Source organism: Paraburkholderia terricola (assembly GCF_003330825.1).
Lineage (GTDB): Bacteria > Pseudomonadota > Gammaproteobacteria > Burkholderiales > Burkholderiaceae > Paraburkholderia > Paraburkholderia terricola.
In genome coordinates this window covers 2,779,439-2,803,392 of record NZ_CP024942.1, presented here as the reverse complement: position 1 = coordinate 2,803,392, position 23,954 = coordinate 2,779,439, and the positions used below count along the sequence as shown (strand labels likewise).

Here is a 23,954-nt window from a genome sequence, read left to right as displayed (position 1 = left end):
GTATTCCGTACCGCCTTGAAAGAATGTTATGCGTTTTCCCTATTGGTTTTTACATGAATTGTCTTACCATAAGAAAAACAACAAGCCGGTGCGGAGTCGTCGTGGCTGGATCCGCCATTGACAATGCAGCGAGGCATGCGGTCTTTTATAGCGGTTACCGAGGGATGCAACCTGCAAGGACCTTCAACCCATGACAAACCAGGAGGCTAACAGGCTGCTGAAGTATCGGCGGTAATGTCATCGCTGAAGGCCCCTGAAGCGTTGATGGAAGACCCCCACTTGCCCCTTGGAGATCATGCGCGGCGCCGACACATTCACCGAGAGTTTGTTTTCCATGCGCAAGCTGGACGACTTCGTTCCGAAGTCGCATCCGTTGCGTTCGATCCGGGTGATGGCGAACGAAGCACTGGTGAAGATGGATCGGTTGTTTGCCGGGATGTACGAGGCCGACCTCAAGGGTGGGCGGCCGAGCATCGCGCCGGAGAAGTTGCTGCGAGCCATGCTGATCCAGGTGCTCTACAGCATCCGCTCGGAGCGCCAATTGATGGATCAGGTGCAATACAACCTGCTGTTTCGCTGGTTCATCGGCCTGGCGATGGATGACGAGGTTTGGGTACCGACGGTCTTCACGAAGAACCGCGAACGCCTGATCAAGCATGATGCGGTGATCGAATTCTTCAACGAAGTGGTGGCGATCGCTGAGAAGAAGTGCCTGCTCTCGGGAGAGCACTTCAGCGTGGACGGCACGCTGATCCAGGCGTGGGCGGGGCACAAGAGCTTCGTGCCCAAGGACAGTGACGATCAGGACAGCGACGGCGGCAACGCAGGCGACTTTAAAGGCGAGAAGCGCAGCAACGAGACGCATGAGTCCCGGACCGATCCCGATGCACGGCTCTATCGCAAAGGCAATACGGCCAGCGAATTGCGTTACATGGGCCACACGCTGACCGACAATCGACATGGTCTGGTGGTCAACGCGTGCGTGACGCGCGCTGACGGGCACGCCGAGCGCGAAGCGGCCAAGGTCATGATCAACGACGCGCGGCAAGCGGCAGAAGATGCGAGCGCAGAAATCACGCTGGGCGCAGACAAGGGTTACGACGCACAGGAATTCATCGAGGCGTGCCAGCAGATGAAGGTCACACCGCACGTTGCGCAAAACACCTCGGGGCGGCGTTCATCCGTGCCCGATACCATTGCCTCGAGCGTGGGCTACGCCATTTCGCAGCAAAAGCGCAAGTTGATCGAACAAGGCTTCGGGTGGGCCAAGACCGTGGGGCGCATGCGCCAGGTGGTGGTGCGCGGGTTGAAGAAAGTGGACCAGATGTTCGTGTTGAACATGGCTGCCTACAACCTCGTGCGCATGCGCTCACTGACACAAGTCCGTCTGTAGCAGCGAAAAACGCGGCAATGAAGCCAGAAATTGGCCTCAAACTGCCGAACAAGCGTGGAATTCACGTTGAAATTGCACAATGCGATAAACCTTGTGGCGAGAGCCGCGTAAGTGCAGAAAGGCTGCTTCTGTCGGACTGTATTTCAGCAGCCTGCTAAATCTATGTCGCAGGGTTTCCCCCGATCCGACAACCGCCCTTTTCTCTTTTAACACCACAGCCATATCGCTATTTACCGAAAGTAATCGGTAATTTCGATGCGGAAATGATATTCGGTGCCGGGTTGGTTATTCATTCATTGGGTCCACCCTTCGCCACTTTGTTACGGGAGCCAAAAATGCAAACCTTTCTGAAAGCATTCGTTCGCGACGAGCGTGGTGTCAGCGCCATGGAATACGCGGTTCTGGCCGGCATCGTCGTGATCGCATTGGGTGCGATGGCCGTGGGCTTCAACACCAACATCGGCGCGATGTTCACCAACCTCTTCACGCAAGTCACGACCTCGCAGAACAAAGCGTGATGTTGCGCGGCCGGGAGGTTCGATACCGCCGTTTATCGAACCTCCTTTATCGAACGTTCCACGGAGCGCTGATTGTGTCGCTACTCTCTGCCATCATCCGCGTCACCGTACTTTGCGCGCTGCTGCGGCTCGCCGTTTTCGACGTGCGTTGGCGGCGCCTGCCAACCAGGGCGACCCTCCTGATCGCCGCGCTGTTTTTCATCGACGCTCTCGTCATCCGCCTGCCCATTCACGACGTGCTTGCGCATCTGCTGCTGGCGCTTGCCGTTCTGGTGATCTGCGCGGCCTTGTTCGCCGCAAAAATGCTGGGCGGAGGCGATGCAAAACTGGCCTGCGCCGTTTTCCTGTGGACGGGCCCGAGTCTCGCCTTGCCTGCCCTCGCCATCGTCTCGGTGCTCGGACTGGGCGTTTCCCTCGTCAGTCTCGCCACACGTCACATGGCTGCCGAACAGCGTTTTCCCCCGCTGCGTGCCCTCGCGATGTTTTCTGGAACGCGCGGTGTGCCCTACGGTGTCGCGCTGGCGCTCGGCGGCGGGTCGGTCATCGCGTTGCCTTTGCTTGCGATGCGGTAGGACAGCGCCCTCATGTCCAACGTCATCAAAATCGGTTTGCTGGTCCTCGGCGCCATTCTGATCGCCCTGATCGTTCGGGCCGTGGTCGCCGGCTTGTCGCGTCCGTCCGCGCCCGAGGCCAGCACCGAAAAAGTTCGTATCAGCGCGGCGGACCTTCCGCAGGGTCTGCTTCTGCGTGACGAGGACATGATCTGGAAGCCGATACCCGTCGCCGACGTTCCGCTGAATGCGATCGTCCAGGGCGCATCCGGCGCGGTCGAACTGAAGGGCGCGCTTTTGCGTCACGGTATAGCGAGCGGCGCGCTGATCGTCGCCGACGACGTCATCCTGCCGGGCGCCCCCGGCTTTCTCGCCGCCACGCTCAAACCGGAAATGCGCGCGGTGTCGGTCGCCGTCGACGATGTCTCCGGTAACGCCGGACTGATCCAGCCAGGCGATTACGTCGACCTGCTGCTCACGCAGCAGATGGACCGTCGAACCGACTCGCCCGAACTCGCGGTGTCGAGCGAAACCGTCGTCGAGCGCGTTCGGGTGCTCGCGGTCGGTTCGGAGATACAGCGTCCGAAGAACGGCGAGGCCGCCGACGCCACCAATCGCGCCCGCACCGTCACGCTGGAAGTCACGCCGCGCATGGGCGAAGTCGTTGCCGTCGCCGCGCGCCTCGGCAGTCTGTCGCTTGCCTTGCGCAGCTTCGCAACCGTGACCCGCAATCCCGCCGCGTCGGCGTCGGCCGACTCGCCACCGCCGCCCGTCTGGGCCGGCGACATTTCACGCGCCGTGCGCGATCTGCCGCGAGCGCACGCCCCGCAAGGCACCAGCACCAGTGCGAGCACGAGTTCCGGACCGGCTGCGCCGCCCACCGTGACGATATACCGAGGTTCCGAGAGGAGCGACGCGCTATCGAGCGTCGCCCAGTCAAGCGGTAGCGCAGGAAACAACGTACCGCCAGTGCCGTCTCTGCGCGCGCCGCTTTGACGCGCGCGGAGGGCCCAAACAGCGTCCAGTCGCGGGGATGGAACGCCATGACGAAGCAGTTCAGTCCGGGTCGCATCGGTTCGAAGCTCACGGCTTGCGCGGTGATTAGCTGGGCCACGGCGCTCGCGGTCCACGCGCAGGCGGCGCCGGCTCGCGCGGCGCTGCCCGGGCCTGACGCGCCGCTCGCGAGCGCGCCTGGCCGTTCACCGGGAACGTTGGCCATCGATGCCGGCAAGGGCACCCTCGTGCGTCTGAACGAGAACGCGAGTTCGGTGTTCGTCGCCGATCCCACGATCGCGGACGTTCACGCGCCGTCGCCGAAAGCGGTCTTCGTGCTGGGCAAGAAGGCCGGCTCGACGACGCTGTATGTGCTCGGCGCGGACAACCGGACCTTGCTTCAACAGACGGTGGTCGTCAGCCGCGACACGGATGCGCTCCGACGCGCCGTCGCGGCGCGCTTTCCGGCCATGCGCCTGCAACTGACAGCCGGTCCCGGCTCGCTGCTGGTGTCAGGCCAGGCGGCATCGGCTTCCGACGCCGACGCCGTGGTGCAGACCCTTACGCCCTATCTGGCGGACAAGGAAGTGCTCGTCAACCGCATCACGATCGACCGGCCGCTCCAGGTGCAGTTGCGGGTTCGCATCACGGAAGTGGATCGGAACGTTACGCAGCAGTTGGGGATCAATTGGGCGGCACTCGGCTCGGTGGTGGGAAATTTCACGGGCGGTATCTTCGGCGGCCGCCAGATCTTTAACCTGGCCCAGCCGATCGTCGGCCCGTCCGGTACGTCTTATCCGATCAATCTGCCTTCGAACAACGCCTACTCGATCTTTGGCCAGTTCAGGACTGGCAACGCCAACATCCAGGTACTCGTCGACGCACTGAATCAGGAAGGCTTGCTGACGGTTCTTGCCGAGCCCAATCTCGTGGCGATGTCGGGACAGACCGCCAGTTTCCTCGCCGGAGGCGAGTTTCCCATTCCGGTGGCGCAGATCAACGGCGCGGTCACCGTGGACTACAAGCAGTTCGGCGTCAAACTCGATTTCACGCCGACCGTCATGCACGAACGCCGCATCAGCCTGAAAGTGCGCCCCGAAGTCAGCCAGATCGACGCGACCGCGAGCGTCACCACCAATGGCATTACGGTGCCGGGGTTGAGCGTGCGCCGCGCCGACACCACCGTCGAACTCGCGAGCGGCCAAAGCTTCGCGATCGGCGGCCTGTTGCAGACCAACACCACCGACATCATTTCGCAGGTGCCGGGCCTCGGATCGATTCCGATTCTGGGCAAGCTGTTCTCGTCGACCAATTACCAGAACAACAAGACCGAACTCGTCATCATCGTGACGCCCTATCTGGTCGAGCCGACCGATCCCGCCAAGCTTCGCACGCCGCTCGACGCGCTGATGTCGCCGAGCAGCGACATCGAGTACAGCTTCAGGCGCGAGTCCGGCGACGCGTCCACCCCATCCGGACAACCGCGCCTCGTCGGCGCGGCCGGGTATGTCTACTGAGCGGAGCCGCCATGATTTCCGCACGCATTAGCCGCCTTCTTCGCCTCCCCCGCCTTGTCGCGCTCACGCTTGCCTGCATCACGGCGGCCGGCGTCGGTGGCTGCGTCAAGCCGCCGAGAACGATGCCCGACGCGTCGATCATCCCGTTCGACGGCCATCTCGCCTTGCCGCCCGATTGCGCCAGCCTGGCTCGCCCATCGGTGCTGACCGACGCCGGCTGGAGGCGTCCCGACATGGCATGGGGCTGCGCGACCTACACGAATCTCGCGGCGCAGCTCGCCCATCCTCGGGACATCGTCAAACCGGAATCGCTCGGACCCGCCGATGCCGCCGTCGCGGCGAGCGCGGTGCATCGCTATCAGACTGAACGCGTGACACCGCTCGACAAGACGACGACGCGCGATCCGCGTTGATGCGCGAGTCATTCACCGAAGGCGACCATGAGCACAGACTTCAGTTTTCGGAAAAGCGCGACGGCGGCTCGGCTCGTCGACTTCATCGCGTTCGTCGCGGATCACGCCACGGAACAGGTGCTGAAAGACTATGTGCTCGAGCAGGCGATGCCGCATGCGCACGTGGCGATCGGCGACATTCACGACGCGATTGCCTATCTCTCGAAGATCGAACGCTCGCCCCTCTTTCTGCTGATCGATCTGCATGGCTCCGCGATGCCGCTGTCGGACCTGGCACGGCTCGCCGAAGTGTGCGAACCGTCGGTGCAAGTCGTCGCGCTCGGTGAGCGCAACGACGTCGGGCTCTTTCGCAGTTTGCTCAAGCTCGGCGTGCGTGACTATCTCGTCAAGCCGCTGACCGTCGAACTGCTCAACCGGACCGTCAGCGCAACCGAGGGCAAGATCAATCCCGTCGTGCAGACTCGCGCCGGCAAGACGATCGCGTTCGTCGGCTCGCGGGGCGGCGTCGGCGTCACGACCATCGCCCTGAATCTCGCCCGCCATCTTGCCGAGGACACGCATCGCCGGGTCGCTTATGTCGACCTCAACGTGTATGGCGGCGCGGCCAACAGCATGCTGGGCTTGCAGAGCAACAACGGCCTGACCGACGTGCTGCAGAACGTGCACCGGCTCGATCCGCAGTATGTGGAAAGGACGCTCGTCGCGAAGGGAAGCCGCCTGTTCGTTCTCTCCTCCGAACTCGACTACGGCGCGCCGAAGCCGTTCCAGGCGGGAGCGCTCAAGCGCGTGCTCGAAGTGCTACGCGACAGTTTCCACTACGTCATGCTCGACGCTGGCAACCGGGCCGATCCGCTGGCGGGTGAAGCGTTCGACCACGCATCGCGCGCCTATCTGGTGGCGGACCGCTCGGTGCATTCCGCGCGCGAGACGCTGCGCCTGTTGCGCTACATCGAGGATCGCGACAACAATCCCGCCGCTTCGCTGCTGCTCAATAATCCCAATGCCGCGACCGCGGGCAAAGTGCAGCCCGTCGATTTCGCGGCGGCGGTGGGTCGCCCCGCGCTGCATGAAGTCCCGTTCGAAACCAGGGCGATCTCGCTGGCCGAGAACCTCGGCGAGGCGCCCGACGAAAAAACGTCCAACGGTTTCAGTCAGGCGATCACGCGTATCGGCAGCGACCTCACCGGCCAGCACATCGCCGTCGAGCGCACGTTCCTCCAGAAGCTCGGAATAAGGAAACGCTGATGTTCGGGCAAAAGCAGCCTCCTTCCCCAGACGTCGCCGCGCCGCACGACAATCCGGCGGCGACAGCCGCCGCGTCGCCTCCCGCCGCGGCCGGCGGAACGGTCACCGCTTTGCCGGGACGCGCCGCGTTACCGCAGGGCAACGAAGCCTTGGTCCGCTCGGAACTGTTCAAGACCATCCGCAGCGGCGTGTTCAATTCGATGAATGCGTCGGCCGCGGTCGGCAAGACTCGCGAGCAGATGAAGCCCGGCGTCGAACAGCTCGTGCTGGAGATCGCGGCGCACGAGCGGCTGAACGTCACGATCTCGGAGCAGATCCAGATCGTCAGCGAACTGCTGAACGACATGTTCGGCGTGGGTCCGATCGAGCCGCTGCTCGCGGACGACAGTGTGACCGACGTGCTCGTCAACGGTCCCGATCAGATCTACGTCGAGCGTCATGGCCGGCTCGAACTGACGCCGTACAAGTTCCGCGACAACGCGCACGTCGTCAGCGTCGCGCAGCGCATCGCGGCCGGCGTGGGCCGGCGGGTCGACGAAAGCAGTCCGATGGTGGATGCGCGTCTCGCCGACGGCAGCCGGGTCAACGTCATCCTGCCGCCGCTCGCGATTCATGGCGCCTGTATCGCGATCCGCAAGTTTTCGAAGCGCAACATCACGCTGCACCGGATGGCGCAGCAAGGCAACATGTCGGCGCAGATGAGCAACGTGCTCAAGCTCGCCAGCACGTGCCGCCTCAACGTCATCGTGTCGGGCGGCACCGGCTCCGGCAAGACCACCTTGCTGAATGCGCTATCCCATTTCATCGGCAATGGCGAACGCGTCATCACGATCGAAGATGCGGCCGAACTTCAGCTTCAGCAGCCGCATGTCGTCAGCCTCGAAACGCGCCCTGAAAACGCCGAGGGTCTCGGCGGCGTCGCCCAGCGCGATCTGGTGCGCAACGCGCTGCGGATGCGGCCGGATCGCATCATCCTCGGCGAAACGCGCGGTCCCGAAGCGTTCGACGTGCTTCAGGCGATGAACACCGGTCACGACGGCTCGATGACGACGATTCACGCGAACACGCCGCGCGACGCGATCACCCGGCTGGAGAGCATGGTCATGATGGCGAACGCTAATCTGCCGCTCATGTCGATTCGCCGGCAAATCGCGAGCGCGGTTCATCTGTTCGTGCAGATCGAGCGGATGCGCGACGGCGTGCGGCGCGTGACGCGCATCACTGAACTCGTCGGCATGGAAGGCGACGTCATCATCACCCAGGATCTCTTCACCTTCCGTTACGACGCGAGCGCTTATAACGAAGAGGTCAAGGGCGTCTTCGAAACGGCCGCGCTCAGACCCGCGTTTTCCGAACGCGCCGCCTATTACGGCGTGGAAGAAGCACTGCTGGAGGCCATGCGCCCATGACGACGATCGACCTCGTCACGCTCGCCTCGTTCGCTTGCGCGCTGGTGCTCGGACTGATGGCGCTGACCGCGCAGGATCTGCGAAGCAAGCAGCCCGGCGCCAGGATCAGATCGCGCATGCTGCGGTCTTTCTCGATCGAGGACGGCGTACGCGCGCCCGCTCAAAGCGGTGTCGACGCGAACCTCTTCAAGCTGAACCGGCACGGCAACGCGATCAGCCGCTGGCTCAGGCCGAGGATCGCCCGCCTGAGAACGGTGGCCGGCGCGAACGGTCTTCGCGTCGTGATCGGCGCGGCGATCGCGGGCGCACTCCTTGCGCTCGCCATGACGCGTTTCATGCCGCTTCCCGGCGTCGTCAAAGTGCTTCTGCTGCCGGCGCTCCCTCTCTTTGCCGCGGTGCAAGCCTATCGTTTCCTCGTCGCCCGCTTCCGGCGACGCTTCCTCAATGGCTTCCCGGACCTGCTCGACATGATCGTGCGCGCGGTGCGCGCGGGCGTACCCGTTACCCACGTCATCCGGGCGGCCGCCGACGAATGTCCCGAGCCGCTGCGTCATGAATTCCGCTTGATGGGCGACGCGTTGCAGCTTGGGATCGACCTCGAGGAAGTGCTGGCCGTGGCAATGCGCCGAATCGAAGTCACCGATTTCTCTTTCTTTTGCGTATGCCTGCTGCTGCAGCGTGAAACCGGCGGCCAACTCGGGGAAACGCTCGAAAACCTGGCCGCCATTGTTCGCACGCGCGGCGAGGTCCGTCTGAAAACGAAGGCGCTGACCGCGGAAGCGCGTATCACGACGAGGATTCTGGCCGCCATTCCGGTGGTCATCGTGCTTGCCTTGTACGGTCTGAATCGCTCTTACGTCATGGTGCTGTTCGACAGACCCGCCGGGCAGAAGCTGCTGACGTTCGCGTCGATCTCGGTGGTGCTCGGCATCGCGGTGATCAACAGGATGTCCAAACTCAATACCTCCCGATGAGCGACGCCAGCATAGAGACACTGCTCGACCTTCTGATGCTCGTGGCGTTGTTCGGCACGCTCGCGTTATGGTGGGCCGCCAAGCGCGGCGGCAGGCGCGGCAGGATCGCCGAACGGGTGCGCGAGGCGGCTGTCAGCCTGCGCCCGCACAGTTCGCCCGCCGGCATGGATGACGACGGTGCCGGTCTGCGCGCGCGTCTGCTGCGGCGCCTCGCGACGCTGGGGGACCGGCTGCCGCTGTTCGACGCGAAGTATCGCGCGGAACTCGGGCGGCAGATGGTGCGCGGCGGTTACCGCGGCAAACATGCGGTTCCCATTCTGGTCGCGATCAAGTTCCTGTTCGGCATTGTGTGTGCGACGCTGGCGGTCATGCTGGGCTCGCATATCGCGTTCGTCGGCCGCTACCCTGCCGCTCGCGGCATTCTGATGGTGTTCGTGTTCATCGTCGGGATGATCGTTCCGGAATACGTGCTTGCGTTGCGCGCGCAGCGGCGCCGCCTCGCCATGGCGGCGTGCTTGCCCGACGCGCTCGACCTGCTGGTCATCTGCACGAACGCGGGGAACAGTTTGGCGGTGAGCATTCGCCGGGTCGCGGACGAACTCGCTTCCATCTGCCCGCCGCTTTCGGACGAGTTTTCGCTGACCGCCGACGAGCTGAAATTATCCGGCGACAGCACGCGTGCGCTGAATGGGCTCGCGCAGCGGATCGACCTGCCCGCCATTCGCGCGCTGATTTCCACGCTCACGCAATCCATGCGCTATGGCACGCCGATCACGCAGGCGCTGCGAACCTTGTCGCGCACCGAGCGGCTGGCTCATATCGTTTCGCTGGAGGAAAAAGCCGCCAAGCTCGCGCCGAAAATGGTGCTGCCGATGATGCTGTTCATTCTGCCGGCGGTCGTCGTCATCGCAGCCGGCCCGGCAATCATTCAAATTCTCGAATTCTTCGCCAAACAATGAAAACCGTCGAATTGCGAATTGCCGTTGGTGCCCCTCGTGCCCTTCCTGGCCTGCGTGCCGTTCCGACGCATCGCTTCGCGATGCCGCGCTTTGCACGGCGCGTCGGCCTCGTTGGCCTCGCTTGCTGCTGCGCCGCCGCGCTGCTCGCGACAGGCGCTTGCACGACGACGTATCGTGTCTCGGAAGCGCACACGCTGCCCCGCAATACGATGCCCGACAGGATGAGCGAGCTTCGCATCGCCGAGACGGCGCTCGACTCGGGCAACGTGGAACTGGCCACGACGCTCTACGAAAAGGTCGTGGCCGCCGATCCTCGCTCGGTTGCGGGTCTGACGGGCCTGGGCGACACGCTCTACGCGGTCGGCGACTTCACGCGCGCGGCGGTCCACTACGAGCGGGCCAGGCAGGTCGACGCCAACGCGATTGCGCCGATGATCGGCATTGCGCGCGTGGCGATTCATCAGCGGCGCTTCGACGATGCGATCTCCCTCTATCGCCAGGTGCTGGCGCTGACCCCCGATGCACCGCTCGCGTCCGCGGGCCTCGGCGCGGCGCTCGATCTGAAGGGCGATCACGTCGCGGCGCAGGCCGTGCTGAGGCAGGCGCTCAAGGCCAATCCCGGCGATCCGGGCCTGAGCATCAACCTGGGATTGTCGCTGACGCTCAACGGCAATCCGCGCGACGGCGCGAACGTGTTGCTCGACGTGACGCGCTATCCCGGTGCGCCGCCCCAGGCGCGCCAGGACCTCGCGCTCGCCTACGGCCTGCTCGGCAATTCGGAAGCGGCGGCGGCGATCCTCGGACAGGATCTGCCGAAGGCCTCCGTGCAGGACAACCTTCGCTTCTATGAAATTCAACGCAACCGGATGACGCCGCCGCCTGCGTCGATGCTGCCGGCGTCGAAGAGATCGGCCACGACCTCGGGCGACACCACGTCAGGCACGACGCCCGCCATCACTGCTCGATGAAAACCGCAATGCCGACGCTTCACGTCAACCGTGCAAGCCATGGACCACGCGCGAGCCGGGGATCGGCGGCGATCGAGTTCGCGATTCTGCTGCCGTTTCTGATCATGATTCTGGTGGGGATCATTGACGTCAATCTGATCTTCTATAACGACGCGATCCTGACGAACGCGGCTCGCGCGGGCGCGAGAGCCGGCACGGTGCTCCAGGTGCCGCCGCTGACCACCACGCAGATCGCGGCCATCACGACCACCTACGCGCAGAACAACCTCGTCACCGGCGGAGCCGCGACTGCGCCGACCGTCACGGTGACGCAGTCGAACGGCACGACCCCCGGCGGCTCGCTCCAGGTCGCGGTTTCATACACGTACCAGGGGCTGCTGCTCGGCTCGGCGTTTAGCGCGTTGGCTAGCCCCGTCGTTCTGAACGCCACCGCCGTCATGATTTACGAGTAGACCATGACGGCGCCCATGCTTGCCGAGCGCGAGGAACTCCGCCTGAAACACGACGTGGTCAACACGCGTTGGGTCGGCACGCGTGCACGCTATCGACGCCAGCGCGGGACGATGAGCTTCGTCTTCGTTTCCTTCGTGCTGATGGCGCTGGCGTTCTCGGCATTTTCGGTGGATATCGGCCGCTACTATCTCGCCTCCAGTGAGTTGCAGACCGCGGCGGATGCCGCCGCCATCGCGGGCGCGCGTTCGTTGTTTACCGGGAACCTGAATTCGACCGCTAATTGGAGCGCCGCGAACGCGAGCGCTGCAAGCGCCGTTCAGCTCAATGCCTCGGGGGGATCGACCTTGACAGCCGCGACGGTGCAAAGCGGTTTCTGGAATTTGACGGGCTCTCCGGCCAGTATGCAATCGGCGGCAATCACGCCCGGCGCCTACGATAGCCCCGGCGTGCAAGTCACTGTTTCGCGCGCGACAGGATTGAACGGCGGCTCACTGGTCTTTCTGTTCGCGCCGCTTTTCGGCGTGAACGATACCCCCGTGACGGCAACCGCGGTGGCCGTGGTATCCGCACCGGGTTTTGTCGCCACCGGCGCGTTGTACCCGGTGGCCCTCGCCAAATGTATTTTCGACCAGTACTGGAACACGCAGACCGGATCGCCGAAGATCGACCCGTCGACCGGGCAGGCCTATACGTTTCAGATCACCAACGGCACGTCCTACGGAGGTTGCCTTCCTGGGCAATGGACCTCGTTCCAGACCAACGCGAACGACGTGCCGACGGTGCGTGGATTCATGGCCAACGGGAACCCCGCGCAATTGAGCATCGGTGCGTCCATCTGGATTCAGCCCGGCGTCAAGACGACGATTTACAGTTCGGTGCTGCCCAACATCGACGTGCTGCTTCCGGTCGTTCAGCAAGTGGCGACGTCGAACGCCACGATCCTCGGCTTCGCCGCTTTTCATATCGATTCCGCGGTCAGCGCGGGCGGCAACAACTACATTCAGGGTCATCTCATCACGAGGGTCAACGTGTCTTCCGGCTCGCCACAAAACAGTCTCTACGGGGCGTATGTCGCGCCGCGTCTCGCGCGATGACGCAAGCGCTTTCCAACCGCCCTGGTCTGACACGCGCGCAACTCGCGATCGAGGTCGGCGTGCGAATTCTGACCGTACCGCTGCTCGGTCTGTTCGTCGCCATGACCGTTCACCAATACGTGATGGACACGTCGAGGGTCACGCTGCTGGTGTTCGCCTTCGCGGAGGTGTTGACGGTCGGCCTCGCCGTGTTTGCCCGCGTGCCGCGCGAGCGTGACTGGAGGCCGCTCAGTCTCGGCGCGACCCTGTGCGCGACTTTTTACTTTCTCGCCTTTCAGATAACGCCTGGCATCCGGCTGGTTCCTGAAGCGCTGGCCGCCGCCTTGCAGGTGGTGGGCGTTCTCGTCCAGATCTATGCGAAGTGGTCGCTACGACGTTCGTTTGGTCTTTTGCCCGCCAATCGGGGCGTCATTATCAATGGACCGTATCGCCTCGTTCGCCATCCGATGTATCTGGGGTATCTGATCACGGACATCGGCTTTCTTGCCGCGAACTTCGGCGTTCGCAATCTTCTCGTCGTTATCGCGCAATGGACGCTTCAAGTCGTGAGGATCGTGAAGGAAGAGCAATTGCTTTCGAACGACATCACGTATCGCGAGTACATGGGGCGCGTGCGCTACCGGCTCGTTCACGGTTTGTTCTGAATGGCTTGTACATTGGATCGATCGCCCGTGTCGTCGTGACACGGGCGATCGCATGCCCGCAGCGCAAGCTGTCATGCGCGTCTTGCGAGATCCGAAGCGCGTGCTGGGCGCGCAAGATGCGTCGGGGTGACGGCACAGTAGGCGGGGTTGGCTTCCGCGCCTGGCGTGACCGCGCAGTAGGCGGGTTTGGCTTCCGCGCCTGGCGTGATTGCGCAGTAAGCAGGCTTCGCCTCCGCGCCTGGCGTGATCGCACAGTAAGCAGGTTTCGCTTCTGCGCCTGGCGTGATCGCACAGTAGGCGGGTTTGGCTTCTGCGCTTGGCGTGATCGCACAGTAGGCGGGTTTGGCTTCCGCACCCGGCGTGACCGCGCAGTACGCAGGCTTCGCTTCCGCGCTTGGCGTGATCGCGCAGTACGCAGGCTTCGCTTCTGCGCCTGGCGTGATCGCGCAGTACGCAGGCTTCGCTTCCGCGCCTGGCGTGACCGCACAATACGCAGGTTTGGCTTCTGCGCCTGGCGTGATTGCGCAGTACGCAGGTTTCGCCTCCGCACCAGGCGTGATTGCACAGTAGGCGGGTTTGGCTTCCGCACTCGGCGTGATCGCGCAGTACGCAGGTTTGGCTTCCGCACCCGGCGTGACTGCACAGTAGGCAGGCTTCGCTTCTGCGCCTGGCGTGATTGCGCAATACGCAGGTTTCGCTTCCGCGCCTGGCGTGACCGCACAGTACGCAGGTTTGGCTTCTGCACTCGGCGTGATTGCGCAGTACGCAGGTTTGGCTTCTGCACTAGGCGTGATCGCGCAGTACGCAGGTTTGGCTTCCGCACCCGGCGTGACTGCACAGTACGCAGGCTTCGCTTCTGCGCCTGGCGTGACCGCACAGTAGGCAGGTTTGGCTTCCGCCCCCGGCGTGATCGCACAGTAAGCAGGCTTCGCTTCCGCCCCCGGCGTGACCGCACAATAAGCAGGCGCTTGCACCGCCAGCGCCGTGCCGAACTCGCGCGCCATCAGTTCGCTCGTCGCCCCCGCCAGTTCCAGCAGATGCGCTTCATCCTCCGCGCCATCGATGCCCACATAAGGATTGTGGTGCAGCACATAGCCAAACAGACGCTCGCAATCGGCGGCATAGCGCCGCGTGTCGAGAATGTGCGCGTGCCAGAACTGATCCACCTCCTCGCCCGGCACGACGGCGACGCTCGGGTATTTCGCCGACAGCTTCAAAAATTGCCGGTAGCCCTGCTCGGCTCGCATCAGCGTCGCGGGCGTCCATCCGCTCTCCTTCCGGTGAAGCAGCTTTGCCTTCATCTGGTCAAACTGGAGTTCGTCGATGGCCAGCCAGGTCCCCTCTACATCTCTTTCTTGTTGCATGGTGATGCTCCTTTCACATGTGATGGGCGCGCCCGAGGTGTCAGCCTCATGCACGCACGACTTGCGGGCTCTGCTCTTCGGCAAGACCGCGCTCCGGCCGGCGACTCAGAAACGACGTCATGTCGCCGGCAGGAAGAGGTTGGCTGTAGAAGTACCCCTGGACTTCATCGCAGCCTTCATTACGCAGAAAATCGATGTGCGCCTGAGTTTCGGCGCCTTCGGCGACCACTTCCAGGCCGAGGCTGTGACCGAGCGCAATGACGGCGCTGGCGATCTGCGCGTCGCTCTCACTGTCGGGCACGTCGCGAATGAACGAACGGTCGATCTTGATCAGGTCGATCGGGAAGTGATTCAGATACGCGAGCGACGAATAGCCGGTGCCGAAATCGTCGATCGACAGGCGCACGCCGGTCCGCTTCAAGCTCGCGAGCCACGCGGCCGCCTGTTCGGGGTGGCGCATGACCATGCTCTCGGTCAGTTCCAGTTCCAGCATGTCGCCGGGCAACTGCGCCTGCGCGAGCGCGTCGACGATGTCGTGGTGCAGATGCGGGTCGGCGAATTGCCGCGCCGACAGATTGACGGACACGCGCAGCGGTCCCAGCCCACGATCGAGCCATTCCGCGTTCTGCCGGCATGCCTCGCGCAGCACCCACGCGCCGATCTGCACGATCGCCCCGGTTTCCTCGGCTAGCGGGATGAAATCCAATGGCATCACCAGTCCGAGTGTCGGGTGACGCCAGCGGATCAGCGCCTCGACCCCGGTACAACGATCCGATTGCAGCGACACGCGCGGCTGGTAGTACAGAACGAACTCGTCGTTGTCGACCGCGTGCCGCAAATGCGATTCCATATCGATGCGACGCTGCAAGGTCGCGCTCATCTCGCGGACATAGAGCTGATACGTGTTCTTGCCGCGTTGCTTGGCGCCATACATGGCGATATCGGCATGCTTGAGCAAGGTCTGGGCATCGTCGCCGTCGCCGGGGAAGGAACTGATGCCGATACTGGCGGTAACCTGCATTTGCCTTCCGCTCACGACGAACGGTTCGGAAAGCGCGCTTTGGATCGCCTCGACCGACCACTTCACGTCGTCCTGCGCGTCCCCGTGCCCCGCGACGAGCACGATGAATTCGTCGCCGCCCAGACGGGCGATCATTCCGGTCTGCGCGACCTGCTGACGCAGCCGGTCGGCCACCGCGCGCAGCAGCTGGTCGCCGGCGTTGTGCCCGAGCGAGTCGTTGACGTCCTTGAACTGATCCAGATCGATGAACAGAACATGGAGCGCGGTGTTCTCGATGTGCGCGGTCAGGAGCGCCTCTTCCAGCCGGTCCCTGAACATCAGCCGATTCGGCAGGCCGGTCAGCGCATCGTGATTCGCGATGAAGCGCAGATTCTCCTCGGCTTGACGCCGCAACAGAAAGTGACTCGCCTGGATCGCGATGGAGCGCGCCATCGCCAGCGCCTGGGGCTCCGTCTGACGCCTGTCCCGTGCGTAGAATTCCGCCATGCCGAGCGTCGTGGAACCGGCACGCAGCGGAAAGGCGAACACGGTGGTGATGCCCGCCGCGCCGAGCCATTCGGCGTGCGCGAGCCGTGCCACGGCGCTCTTTCCGGCGCTCCAGCAAGGCTCCATGAAGACCTCCGCGGCCGCCGCCGATGCGCTGTTCGAGCGCGACTGCAACCAGGGCTCGAGTTCGGGTATCCGCGCGCGGTAAATGGCGTAAAGCGATTGCCGCTGACCGGGTTCCGTGGGCCAGAACGCGCCCGCGTCCCAACCCATGCCGTCCGCCAGCACGTCCACCAGTTGCCGGAAAACATCGAACTCGCTCGTCGCGGTCGCGAGTTGCAGCGTGATCGCATGTTCCTGCTGCTGCGCGCGCTCCGCCGACTTGCGCTGCGTGATTTCCAGCGCGGTGCCGCGCAGCGCTCGCTGCTCCGGCGGTCCATATGCGTGGCCGATCAGATGCAGCCAGCCTCTTCGACCGCGCGCGGACCGGTAACGGCATTCGAACTGGAACGGCGTGCCCGCGCGAAGCGTTCTCTTGCCGTGCGCCACCAACGCCGCGCGATCCTCCCGTTCGATCACGTTCATCAGCGCCGCCAGCGGCAGCGTGCCGCTGCGCGCGCCGATGAGGCGGGCCATCTCGTTCGACAGGCGGACCGTCTCACCATCGGGACTGATGCGCCAGTCACCCAGGTGCGCAATGCGCTGCGCCTCGGCACGCGCGATTTCGCTGTCCCGCAGCGTATGCGTGATCCGTTCGGCCAATTTGACGGCGCGCACGCGCGAACTCGACAGCGCATACCCCAGGCCGCCCAGCAACACACTGATGACCACGCCGGCGACCGTCGCGAACATCGGCAGACGGCGTTGCGAGCCGCTCAGCGTTGCCGGATCGGCGGCGAACTCGATCAGCCAGCGCCGGCCGCCGAACGGTTGCACGAGACTTCTCGTGAAGTGCCGCGCGTCGTGCGCCGACGTGCCGAATTCATCGCCGGACGACAACGACGGGTGCGCCGCGGACACGCCCGCACCGGATGTCGGGTTACGCCTGACCGCGTCGCGCGCCATGTCGCCGATGCCCGCGACGCTGTCGAACAGCATCGTGGAGGGCGACGGCGGCACCGCCGGCGTATCGAACGCGCCGGCGTCGTAGATGCGAAAGCGGATCACGCGCAGTGTTTCCTCGCTGAGCAGACCCGCCATCAGGTCCTTGACACGGATGCCCGCGCCGACCGAGCCGATATACGCGCGACGCCGCGCATCCACGGCATCGTGCGGCATGCCCTTGCGGTAGACCGGCAGGCGCAATGCGATGCCGATATGCGGATTGTTGCCCTCGGCGAGAATCAGGCGCCCGCTGCTGACCGGTTGCCCTGTGTCGCGCGATCGTTCGAGCGCAGCCAGTCGCCGGGACGGCACACCGAGATCGATGCCGAGCGACGGCACATTCGGTTCCAGCGGTTCGACATAGGACAGCACGAAATAAGCGGGACGCGCGCCCGGCGGTCGAATCGCGAAGTCGACGCCGGCTTTTTGCAGAACCGGGTCGCTGCGCTGCGTGGCGATGAACTGCTCCACGTCCGCGCCGCGGATATACGGCGCATAGTTCAGCGTCTGAAAACCGGGGTAACGCTCCGGCAGGTTCAGGCCGTTCACGAAGTCGCGAAACTCGCTGCGCGATACATCGTCGCCCGCGCTGAACAGCGCTTGCATCGTCACCAGTACGTCGGAATACAGCCGGATACGCGTGTCGATTCGCTGTTCGACATCGCGGGTGTCGTTGTCGAAACGAAGTCTCGCCTCGCTCTGGATCAGGTCCGCGCTGACCGTATGCACCACGGCCGTTACCGCGAGCCCGAGCAGCAGCATGGCGACGGCCAGGCCGATTGCGTAACCACGATGAGCCGGGCGTAGCAATCGCCCCCACGTCTCGCGCACATCCGCCCCCGGAGTAACCCCGCACACACGACACGAACCCGTCCGACAGGCTCGCCGCTATTGATTCATTACCGCCCGGTCAATTAACGCACGCCAATCGTGCAGTTGGCATTGAATAGCGCAAGTGCGCCCGTTATTGCGGATTAAAGCAATGCTGGTCTAATTCGGCCATATTGGTAAATTCGACCGAATAGATTGGAAAGCTCGCTTGAGTCATTCCGGTTCAAGTCTAAGTAGCTTAGACGAAAGCCGTTTTTTGGCTAGTTATCACGAACCCTTATTCATATATCACGCGAAAAATACCTCATCCATTTCGGCATCGCCCCGATCATGCAGCGGTAATACATTCCGATATCGCGCTAAAACGAATGTCGCAGGCCGAGCGATACGATCATCTGGGTATTGCTGCTCGAAGGAGACAGCAAAAACATTTCGGCCGTCACACCGGAACTGGCACGCAAATAGACGGCGTTGAGATACACGTCGGTGCGAGTGGACAGGAAATAATCCGCGCCGAGCCCGATCTGATTCCAATGGTCGTTATCGAGCTTCGAATACGCATAACTGGCGGCCACGAAAAAGGCGGGGCTGACCTTGTACTGGGTGTTGCCTTCCGCGGTGCGCAGGACGCTGGATCGACCGTTGTTCTGGAAGTCCACCAGCGTGAACACGCCTTGCATCAGCACGGGGCCGAGCTGATAGCCCGCCGCCGCGCCCGCCACGACGAGTTTGTCGAAAACCACCGGCCTTGCCAGGGTGCCCAATGCCCCCGAGCCGGATAAGGGCGTGCCGAGTACCGGCGTGCCGATGCCAAAGACGGCCTGGTAATTGCGAATGGCGGTGTAGGCGGCCGCGAGGCGCAGCGGGCCTTGCGTGTAACCGGCGCCGAAACCCATCGCGCTGTTGCGCGCGAAGTCCCCCGCCTGGCCGCCGAACGCATACAGCGCGCCGAATTGCAGGCCGGCGAACGTCGGCGTCACGTACTTGACCGAATTGTTGATGCGCTCGCCGCCCAGCCTGTCGTAATCGCCGAGATGGAACGCAAAAACGCTGGGAATCGTCGAGCCGGCGGAGAACGACGACAGGTTCGTCGTCATGAAATCGTACTGACGGCCCAGCGAAATCGTGCCCAGCCGGTCGCTGGCGAGACCGACGAACGCTTGCCGGCCGAATTCCAGTCCGCCTTGACCCAGCGTGCCGTTGTTGATGCCGAAACCGTTTTCGAGCCGGAATATCGCCCGGTATCCGCCGCCGAGGTCCTCCGTGCCGCGAAAACCCCAGCGGTCATTGCGACCGACGCCGCTGAACTGCGCCCACGCGTGGCCGCCCCGAACGTTGGTCGTATAGGTGAGCGCGTCGTCCACGATGCCATAAAGCTGCACGCTGCTTTGCGCACGAACTTCATTGGCGGATAAAGCCAAACCCGCCAGCATCGCGCCCATCACCGAATACGACGTGAATTGCCTGATTCGGTGCCGCCCGATATCGGGGTCCACAAAATACTGTGTGAGTTCTTGTTTGCGTCGTTTTAAACGATTCATTACAGCGCCCCCCTGAGTGAACCTGTTTTATGCCGGACATTCGCAAACGGACGTTTTCGGACTGACGCACTGACATTGGGAATTACAGAACCGTGCCCGAGCGAATGGCAACGATCGATACAGCAAAAGAATAATGGCTTTCCAAAAAAGGTGGCGCTTTATATTTCGATGTGATCGATACGCCGCGGTTGCCCATTCCCCAGCGCCGGCTAGTTACCTGCTCCAGCCGGGAATATTCATCCGGCATTTATGCGGATTAACCCCTCACGCTATGTCCGGGCTGCCGGTTGCATTGAAGGCATTGCCGAAACAGTCCCGGCTTATGGTCGATCTTCGGGCGCCACACTGGCACATATGAACAGCTTTCGCTCAATCTTTACCTCGTGCGTTAGCGGCGAGCAGGTCACACGATACGATCGCTCGTGTCACTCACCTTGGTGGCCCCTAACCGGCGGGGTGCCGTTGCACAGTTTTGTCGATGCCTGCCGCAGGCCATGAAGAAACACCGAGAAGCGGATGAGCGATCATTTACTGTTTCCCGGCTTAGCAGGCTGCTGAAGTATCGGCGGTAATGTCATCGCTGAAGGCCCCTGAAGCGTTGATGGAAGACCCCCACTTGCCCCTTGGAGATCATGCGCGGCGCCGACACATTCACCGAGAGTTTGTTTTCCATGCGCAAGCTGGACGACTTCGTTCCGAAGTCGCATCCGTTGCGTTCGATCCGGGTGATGGCGAACGAAGCACTGGTGAAGATGGATCGGTTGTTTGCCGGGATGTACGAGGCCGACCTCAAGGGTGGGCGGCCGAGCATCGCGCCGGAGAAGTTGCTGCGAGCCATGCTGATCCAGGTGCTCTACAGCATCCGCTCGGAGCGCCAATTGATGGATCAGGTGCAATACAACCTGCTGTTTCGCTGGTTCATCGGCCTGGCGATGGATGACGAGGTTTGGGTACCGACGGTCTTCACGAAGAACCGCGAACGCCTGATCAAGCATGATGCGGTGATCGAATTCTTCAACGAAGTGGTGGCGATCGCTGAGAAGAAGTGCCTGCTCTCGGGAGAGCACTTCAGCGTGGACGGCACGCTGATCCAGGCGTGGGCGGGGCACAAGAGCTTCGTGCCCAAGGACAGTGACGATCAGGACAGCGACGGCGGCAACGCAGGCGACTTTAAAGGCGAGAAGCGCAGCAACGAGACGCATGAGTCCCGGACCGATCCCGATGCACGGCTCTATCGCAAAGGCAATACGGCCAGCGAATTGCGTTACATGGGCCACACGCTGACCGACAATCGACATGGTCTGGTGGTCAACGCGTGCGTGACGCGCGCTGACGGGCACGCCGAGCGCGAAGCGGCCAAGGTCATGATCAACGACGCGCGGCAAGCGGCAGAAGATGCGAGCGCAGAAATCACGCTGGGCGCAGACAAGGGTTACGACGCACAGGAATTCATCGAGGCGTGCCAGCAGATGAAGGTCACACCGCACGTTGCGCAAAACACCTCGGGGCGGCGTTCATCCGTGCCCGATACCATTGCCTCGAGCGTGGGCTACGCCATTTCGCAGCAAAAGCGCAAGTTGATCGAACAAGGCTTCGGGTGGGCCAAGACCGTGGGGCGCATGCGCCAGGTGGTGGTGCGCGGGTTGAAGAAAGTGGACCAGATGTTCGTGTTGAACATGGCTGCCTACAACCTCGTGCGCATGCGCTCACTGACACAAGTCCGTCTGTAGCAGCGAAAAACGCGGCAATGAAGCCAGAAATTGGCCTCAAACTGCCGAACAAGCGTGGAATTCACGTTGAAATTGCACAATGCGATAAACCTTGTGGCGAGAGCCGCGTAAGTGCAGAAAGGCTGCTTCTGTCGGACTGTATTTCAGCAGCCTGCTAGTGCGGTCAATCTCGGACATGTCTTGCGCAGGTTACTGTAAGGCAGTGCGGCAATCGGCGGTGAAACAGCACGACAACCGGCACGACGACCGGCACCACGGTTCGTGCTACGTCGAGCGAGGCAATTTCTTCACAAGCACGCAAAGCGCGATGATGAATTCGTCCCGATCTTGAGGATTTATTTTCCTCAGTTCGCGCAGCAGTTCCTGCTCCGCCGGGGCAAGTTGTTGTTCGAATTCTTGCCCCGTCAGCAGGTACCCTACGTTCACGCCTGCCGCGGCAAGCTTCAACAGGTAGAGCAGACCGGGCTCGCGAGCACCCTTCTCATAGTTCGACTGAGTCTTTTCTGTCACGCCGCCCTTGATCGCGAATGCCTTCTGCGAATCATGCAATTCGTTGCGCACCCGACGCAGGCGCGCCCTGAACTCCTCCCGTTTCTTCTTCATTCCAAACTCATCAAATTCGCGAATCTTATGTGCCCCGGTCACGGAATACAGCCATGACATTTGGGCAAAGAAAAATGGTACACCGTGCAGCCGAATAGCTATCCGGGAACCTGAACATTTGAATATGGAACTGCCGAAATTAAAGCCCGTGCGTACAGAAATCGACTGTTCTATAAGCACGCGGCGATATGCGAGAGGAAGCGCATTGCGCTCGAATCGCGTCTCAATTACATTGAGCAGGTTCCCTTGAATAAGGCGCGGAAATGAATGCACCCACATCTCCTGCACGGAGAAAGATCTTTTTATGGTGTGCAAGAACGTGAACAAGTGGTGACTGACTGGACTATGTTCACCGAGGACAACGCGCGCGGGACACCTGTACGTCTTTTGACGCAGACCACTACCCAAACGGACGGATTACGCACAGCGTCGGGACCGCATCGCAAGTTGCGCTGCTAATCTGAATCTCAACACGACTTGCACCTTGACTTGCACCTTTTACGCACGAGTTTCACTGTGCCGCATCGCGCGGATGAACTAAGGCGACCTTGCTCCCAGAGCGATATGAAGCGATTGCATCGCGCAGCTTGTCCGCCGGTGAAAGTGGAGAGCGAGTCGATCGTGATGGCTTTTTTAAAGGAGAAGCAAAGATGACTACACGGCGCACCATGATCCGTGCTATCCCGGCCGCTGGTATCGCGCTCGGCGCCCCATCATTCGTTCTGGCCGCTTCGGCTAACCCGTCCAGGAGCGATGTGGCCGCGCCGTACTACGACCCGCTCCAGATGTTCAAAACGGTTTTAACCGTCGGACTCGCCCAGATTCCGGAGGTCGGCTGGCTTGTCTCAGCCGCTGTTAAATTGCTCTGGCCGTCCGACAAGGAGGACGTCTGGCCGCAGGTACGCAAACAGGTAGAGGAACTGGTGGACCGGAAGATCGACGATGCGGTATTCAGCTTGCTGAGGGCGAGGCTCAACGGATTGGGCGGAGTGACGAAGCTCTATTTGCGGGCAATTGCAACGCGAGACAACGAGGCGATCCGGAGCCAGTTCCTGGCAAGCAATACGGAGTTTGTCGCCGCGGCGGCGGAATTCCGGAACCCCGATTACGAATGGGTGCTGGCTCCTCTATTCGGGATGTTCTCAACGATGCATATGATGCTTCTGCGCGACTGCGTGTTGAACGGAAAGAACTGGGGGTGGTCACGTGCCACCTATGACGACATCGTCAGGCAATCCGGCGACCGTCTCGCCTCGTACACGAAGTACCTGGACCAAGTGAGCGCTGATGAAAAATCCCGCTACGACAAGACTGCGCCCCCGGGGCCGGGCGGTCATCAAACGGCCCTCCATGATCATTATCAGCCGTTCCATCTGAAAGAGACATTGCTCGTGGACGACTTCCGCACTCTCCTGACCTATCTCGACCCTGTCGGGTACCCGCACAAAGTGCCGGATATCCCATTCAAGGACGTATACAGTGCGGCCTACGGCACGGCCGACGACTGGGACCCGGTGTGCGCGTCTCTTTCGAGCAATGGCGTTGCCCCGCAATACTCGCGCCCTCTCAAGTCGTTCTCAAGCATCTATATAGAGTATTTCAATTTCACCCCACGCGTCGTCGACGTTCAGTATCCAACCGGGAAAGGACCTGAGCGACGGGCGGACGGGCGCCGCATTGATCGCTATGGAATCATTTCGTATGAAAAGGGCGGCGTTGAGAAGAAGACGATAACGATTCCGCCCCCCGCTGACAGTAAAAGATTCAATGTCGCAAAGGCCCGCGTGACAGGTGACAGTATTCCGAGCGGCGTTTCACTCGTACTCGATGACGGCAGCGAGCTACAGCTTTGGTATAGAAGCAGTACAGGAGTGAAAGAGGTCAGCGTGCCGGGACGCATGCTGAGCACCCTGAACATGTGGACGAGGAGCAGGTTTTACGACTTCGATCTCGGGTGCATTATCTTCGGCTTCAGCGTTGACACCGAGTTCGTTCCGGTAATACTTCGGGAGATCTTTTATATCGGCGCAATCGACCAGCCCAATCTCGGTGCGGCCTTCCTTCCGCGCAACGTGTCGCGTGGTTTGCAGCGTCGTCGGGAGGCTTTCTGGCGCGACGTCATGAGCCGCGTGAGCGCTTGAGT

Annotated in this window: 20 protein-coding genes; 16 read left to right on the top strand and 4 right to left on the bottom strand. The window is 62.3% G+C overall.

Annotated elements, in window-relative coordinates; genetic code table 11:
• Positions 1-295: 295 nt before the first annotated feature.
• From CUJ90_RS31170 to CUJ90_RS31105, 14 genes are all read left to right on the top strand, one after another.
• Positions 296-1,393 carry an IS5 family transposase gene (locus CUJ90_RS31170; RefSeq protein ID WP_073432981.1) on the top strand — a complete coding sequence of 366 codons (1,098 nt, stop codon included), beginning with the start codon at positions 296-298 and terminating at the stop codon, positions 1,391-1,393.
• 335 nt (positions 1,394-1,728) lie between these two features.
• Positions 1,729-1,911 carry a Flp family type IVb pilin gene (locus CUJ90_RS31165; protein ID WP_073428306.1) on the top strand — a complete coding sequence of 61 codons (183 nt, stop codon included), beginning with the start codon at positions 1,729-1,731 and terminating at the stop codon, positions 1,909-1,911.
• Positions 1,911-2,483, top strand: coding sequence for an A24 family peptidase (locus tag CUJ90_RS31160; protein ID WP_235004847.1), 573 nt, complete (start codon positions 1,911-1,913; stop codon positions 2,481-2,483). The genes CUJ90_RS31165 and CUJ90_RS31160 overlap by 1 nt, the downstream gene beginning before the upstream one ends.
• 12 nt (positions 2,484-2,495) lie before the next feature.
• The gene (cpaB, locus tag CUJ90_RS31155) at positions 2,496-3,458 is read left to right on the top strand and encodes a Flp pilus assembly protein CpaB (protein WP_073428308.1); all 963 of its coding nucleotides are present in this window, start codon (positions 2,496-2,498) and stop codon (positions 3,456-3,458) included.
• A 47-nt stretch (positions 3,459-3,505) separates the two neighbouring features.
• Positions 3,506-4,972, top strand: coding sequence for a type II and III secretion system protein family protein (locus CUJ90_RS31150; protein ID WP_084561380.1), 1,467 nt, complete (start codon positions 3,506-3,508; stop codon positions 4,970-4,972).
• 11 nt (positions 4,973-4,983) lie between these two features.
• Positions 4,984-5,385: a CpaD family pilus assembly lipoprotein gene (locus CUJ90_RS31145; protein ID WP_083082297.1), complete on the top strand. Its 402-nt coding sequence runs from the start codon at positions 4,984-4,986 to the stop codon at positions 5,383-5,385.
• A gap of 27 nt (positions 5,386-5,412) precedes the next feature.
• Positions 5,413-6,630, top strand: coding sequence for a CpaE/TadZ family protein (locus tag CUJ90_RS31140; protein ID WP_073428310.1), 1,218 nt, complete (start codon positions 5,413-5,415; stop codon positions 6,628-6,630).
• On the top strand, positions 6,630-8,039 hold the full coding sequence (locus CUJ90_RS31135) for a TadA family conjugal transfer-associated ATPase (protein WP_073428311.1): 1,410 nt from the start codon (positions 6,630-6,632) through the stop codon (positions 8,037-8,039). Before CUJ90_RS31140 ends, CUJ90_RS31135 begins: the two co-directional genes overlap by 1 nt.
• Positions 8,036-9,013 carry a type II secretion system F family protein gene (locus CUJ90_RS31130; RefSeq protein ID WP_073428312.1) on the top strand — a complete coding sequence of 326 codons (978 nt, stop codon included), beginning with the start codon at positions 8,036-8,038 and terminating at the stop codon, positions 9,011-9,013. Before CUJ90_RS31135 ends, CUJ90_RS31130 begins: the two co-directional genes overlap by 4 nt.
• A complete protein-coding gene (locus tag CUJ90_RS31125) occupies positions 9,010-9,972 on the top strand; it encodes a type II secretion system F family protein (RefSeq protein ID WP_073428313.1) in 963 nt (320 codons plus the stop codon). Before CUJ90_RS31130 ends, CUJ90_RS31125 begins: the two co-directional genes overlap by 4 nt.
• 221 nt (positions 9,973-10,193) lie before the next feature.
• Positions 10,194-10,940, top strand: coding sequence for a tetratricopeptide repeat protein (locus CUJ90_RS31120; protein ID WP_227470526.1), 747 nt, complete (start codon positions 10,194-10,196; stop codon positions 10,938-10,940).
• An 8-nt stretch (positions 10,941-10,948) separates the two neighbouring features.
• Positions 10,949-11,392, top strand: a complete 444-nt coding sequence (locus CUJ90_RS31115) for a TadE/TadG family type IV pilus assembly protein (protein ID WP_073428473.1) — start codon at positions 10,949-10,951, stop codon at positions 11,390-11,392.
• Between the two features lie 3 nt (positions 11,393-11,395).
• Entirely contained in the window at positions 11,396-12,487 is a 1,092-nt protein-coding gene (locus CUJ90_RS31110) for a TadG family pilus assembly protein (RefSeq protein WP_235004838.1), read from the top strand.
• Positions 12,484-13,131 carry a methyltransferase family protein gene (locus CUJ90_RS31105; RefSeq protein ID WP_073428315.1) on the top strand — a complete coding sequence of 216 codons (648 nt, stop codon included), beginning with the start codon at positions 12,484-12,486 and terminating at the stop codon, positions 13,129-13,131. Before CUJ90_RS31110 ends, CUJ90_RS31105 begins: the two co-directional genes overlap by 4 nt.
• 71 nt (positions 13,132-13,202) lie before the next feature.
• On the opposite strand, the gene CUJ90_RS33530 is transcribed toward CUJ90_RS31105, so the two are convergent.
• The 3 genes from CUJ90_RS33530 to CUJ90_RS31080 form a co-directional block, all read right to left on the bottom strand.
• Positions 13,203-14,495, bottom strand: coding sequence for a hypothetical protein (locus CUJ90_RS33530; protein ID WP_235004840.1), 1,293 nt, complete (start codon positions 14,493-14,495; stop codon positions 13,203-13,205).
• A 46-nt stretch (positions 14,496-14,541) separates the two neighbouring features.
• Entirely contained in the window at positions 14,542-17,916 is a 3,375-nt protein-coding gene (locus CUJ90_RS31085) for a bifunctional diguanylate cyclase/phosphodiesterase (protein ID WP_318268135.1), read from the bottom strand.
• A gap of 380 nt (positions 17,917-18,296) precedes the next feature.
• The gene (locus tag CUJ90_RS31080; RefSeq protein WP_159442549.1) at positions 18,297-19,433 is read right to left on the bottom strand and encodes a porin; all 1,137 of its coding nucleotides are present in this window, start codon (positions 19,431-19,433) and stop codon (positions 18,297-18,299) included.
• A gap of 677 nt (positions 19,434-20,110) precedes the next feature.
• On the opposite strand from CUJ90_RS31080, the gene CUJ90_RS31075 reads away from it, so the two are divergent.
• Entirely contained in the window at positions 20,111-21,208 is a 1,098-nt protein-coding gene (locus CUJ90_RS31075) for an IS5 family transposase (protein ID WP_073432981.1), read from the top strand.
• A 264-nt stretch (positions 21,209-21,472) separates the two neighbouring features.
• Here the strand turns inward: CUJ90_RS31075 and CUJ90_RS32550 are convergent, their stop codons facing one another.
• Positions 21,473-22,084 (bottom strand): helix-turn-helix domain-containing protein, encoded by a 612-nt coding sequence (locus CUJ90_RS32550; protein ID WP_143031922.1) that lies wholly within the window; start codon positions 22,082-22,084, stop codon positions 21,473-21,475.
• 377 nt (positions 22,085-22,461) lie between these two features.
• Between CUJ90_RS32550 and CUJ90_RS31065 the strand changes: the two genes are divergently transcribed.
• Entirely contained in the window at positions 22,462-23,952 is a 1,491-nt protein-coding gene (locus CUJ90_RS31065; RefSeq protein WP_073428319.1) for an insecticidal delta-endotoxin Cry8Ea1 family protein, read from the top strand.
• Positions 23,953-23,954 lie beyond the last annotated feature (2 nt).

Excerpts from the sequence above, each read along its gene's own strand:
- CUJ90_RS31160 (WP_235004847.1), top strand. The coding sequence starts at position 1,911 with ATGTTGCGCGGCCGGGAGGTTCGATACCGCCGTTTATCGAACCTCCTT.
- cpaB (WP_073428308.1), top strand. The coding sequence starts at position 2,496 with ATGTCCAACGTCATCAAAATCGGTTTGCTGGTCCTCGGCGCCATTCTG.
- CUJ90_RS31115 (WP_073428473.1), top strand. The coding sequence starts at position 10,949 with ATGCCGACGCTTCACGTCAACCGTGCAAGCCATGGACCACGCGCGAGC.
- CUJ90_RS31075 (WP_073432981.1), top strand. The coding sequence starts at position 20,111 with ATGCGCGGCGCCGACACATTCACCGAGAGTTTGTTTTCCATGCGCAAG.
- CUJ90_RS31140 (WP_073428310.1), top strand. The coding sequence starts at position 5,413 with ATGAGCACAGACTTCAGTTTTCGGAAAAGCGCGACGGCGGCTCGGCTC.
- CUJ90_RS33530 (WP_235004840.1), bottom strand. The coding sequence starts at position 14,495 with ATGCAACAAGAAAGAGATGTAGAGGGGACCTGGCTGGCCATCGACGAA.
- CUJ90_RS31150 (WP_084561380.1), top strand. The coding sequence starts at position 3,506 with ATGACGAAGCAGTTCAGTCCGGGTCGCATCGGTTCGAAGCTCACGGCT.
- CUJ90_RS31135 (WP_073428311.1), top strand. The coding sequence starts at position 6,630 with ATGTTCGGGCAAAAGCAGCCTCCTTCCCCAGACGTCGCCGCGCCGCAC.
- CUJ90_RS31120 (WP_227470526.1), top strand. The coding sequence starts at position 10,194 with ATGAGCGAGCTTCGCATCGCCGAGACGGCGCTCGACTCGGGCAACGTG.
- CUJ90_RS31165 (WP_073428306.1), top strand. The coding sequence starts at position 1,729 with ATGCAAACCTTTCTGAAAGCATTCGTTCGCGACGAGCGTGGTGTCAGC.
- CUJ90_RS31105 (WP_073428315.1), top strand. The coding sequence starts at position 12,484 with ATGACGCAAGCGCTTTCCAACCGCCCTGGTCTGACACGCGCGCAACTC.
- CUJ90_RS31145 (WP_083082297.1), top strand. The coding sequence starts at position 4,984 with ATGATTTCCGCACGCATTAGCCGCCTTCTTCGCCTCCCCCGCCTTGTC.
- CUJ90_RS31130 (WP_073428312.1), top strand. The coding sequence starts at position 8,036 with ATGACGACGATCGACCTCGTCACGCTCGCCTCGTTCGCTTGCGCGCTG.
- CUJ90_RS31065 (WP_073428319.1), top strand. The coding sequence starts at position 22,462 with ATGACTACACGGCGCACCATGATCCGTGCTATCCCGGCCGCTGGTATC.
- CUJ90_RS31110 (WP_235004838.1), top strand. The coding sequence starts at position 11,396 with ATGACGGCGCCCATGCTTGCCGAGCGCGAGGAACTCCGCCTGAAACAC.
- CUJ90_RS31170 (WP_073432981.1), top strand. The coding sequence starts at position 296 with ATGCGCGGCGCCGACACATTCACCGAGAGTTTGTTTTCCATGCGCAAG.
- CUJ90_RS31125 (WP_073428313.1), top strand. The coding sequence starts at position 9,010 with ATGAGCGACGCCAGCATAGAGACACTGCTCGACCTTCTGATGCTCGTG.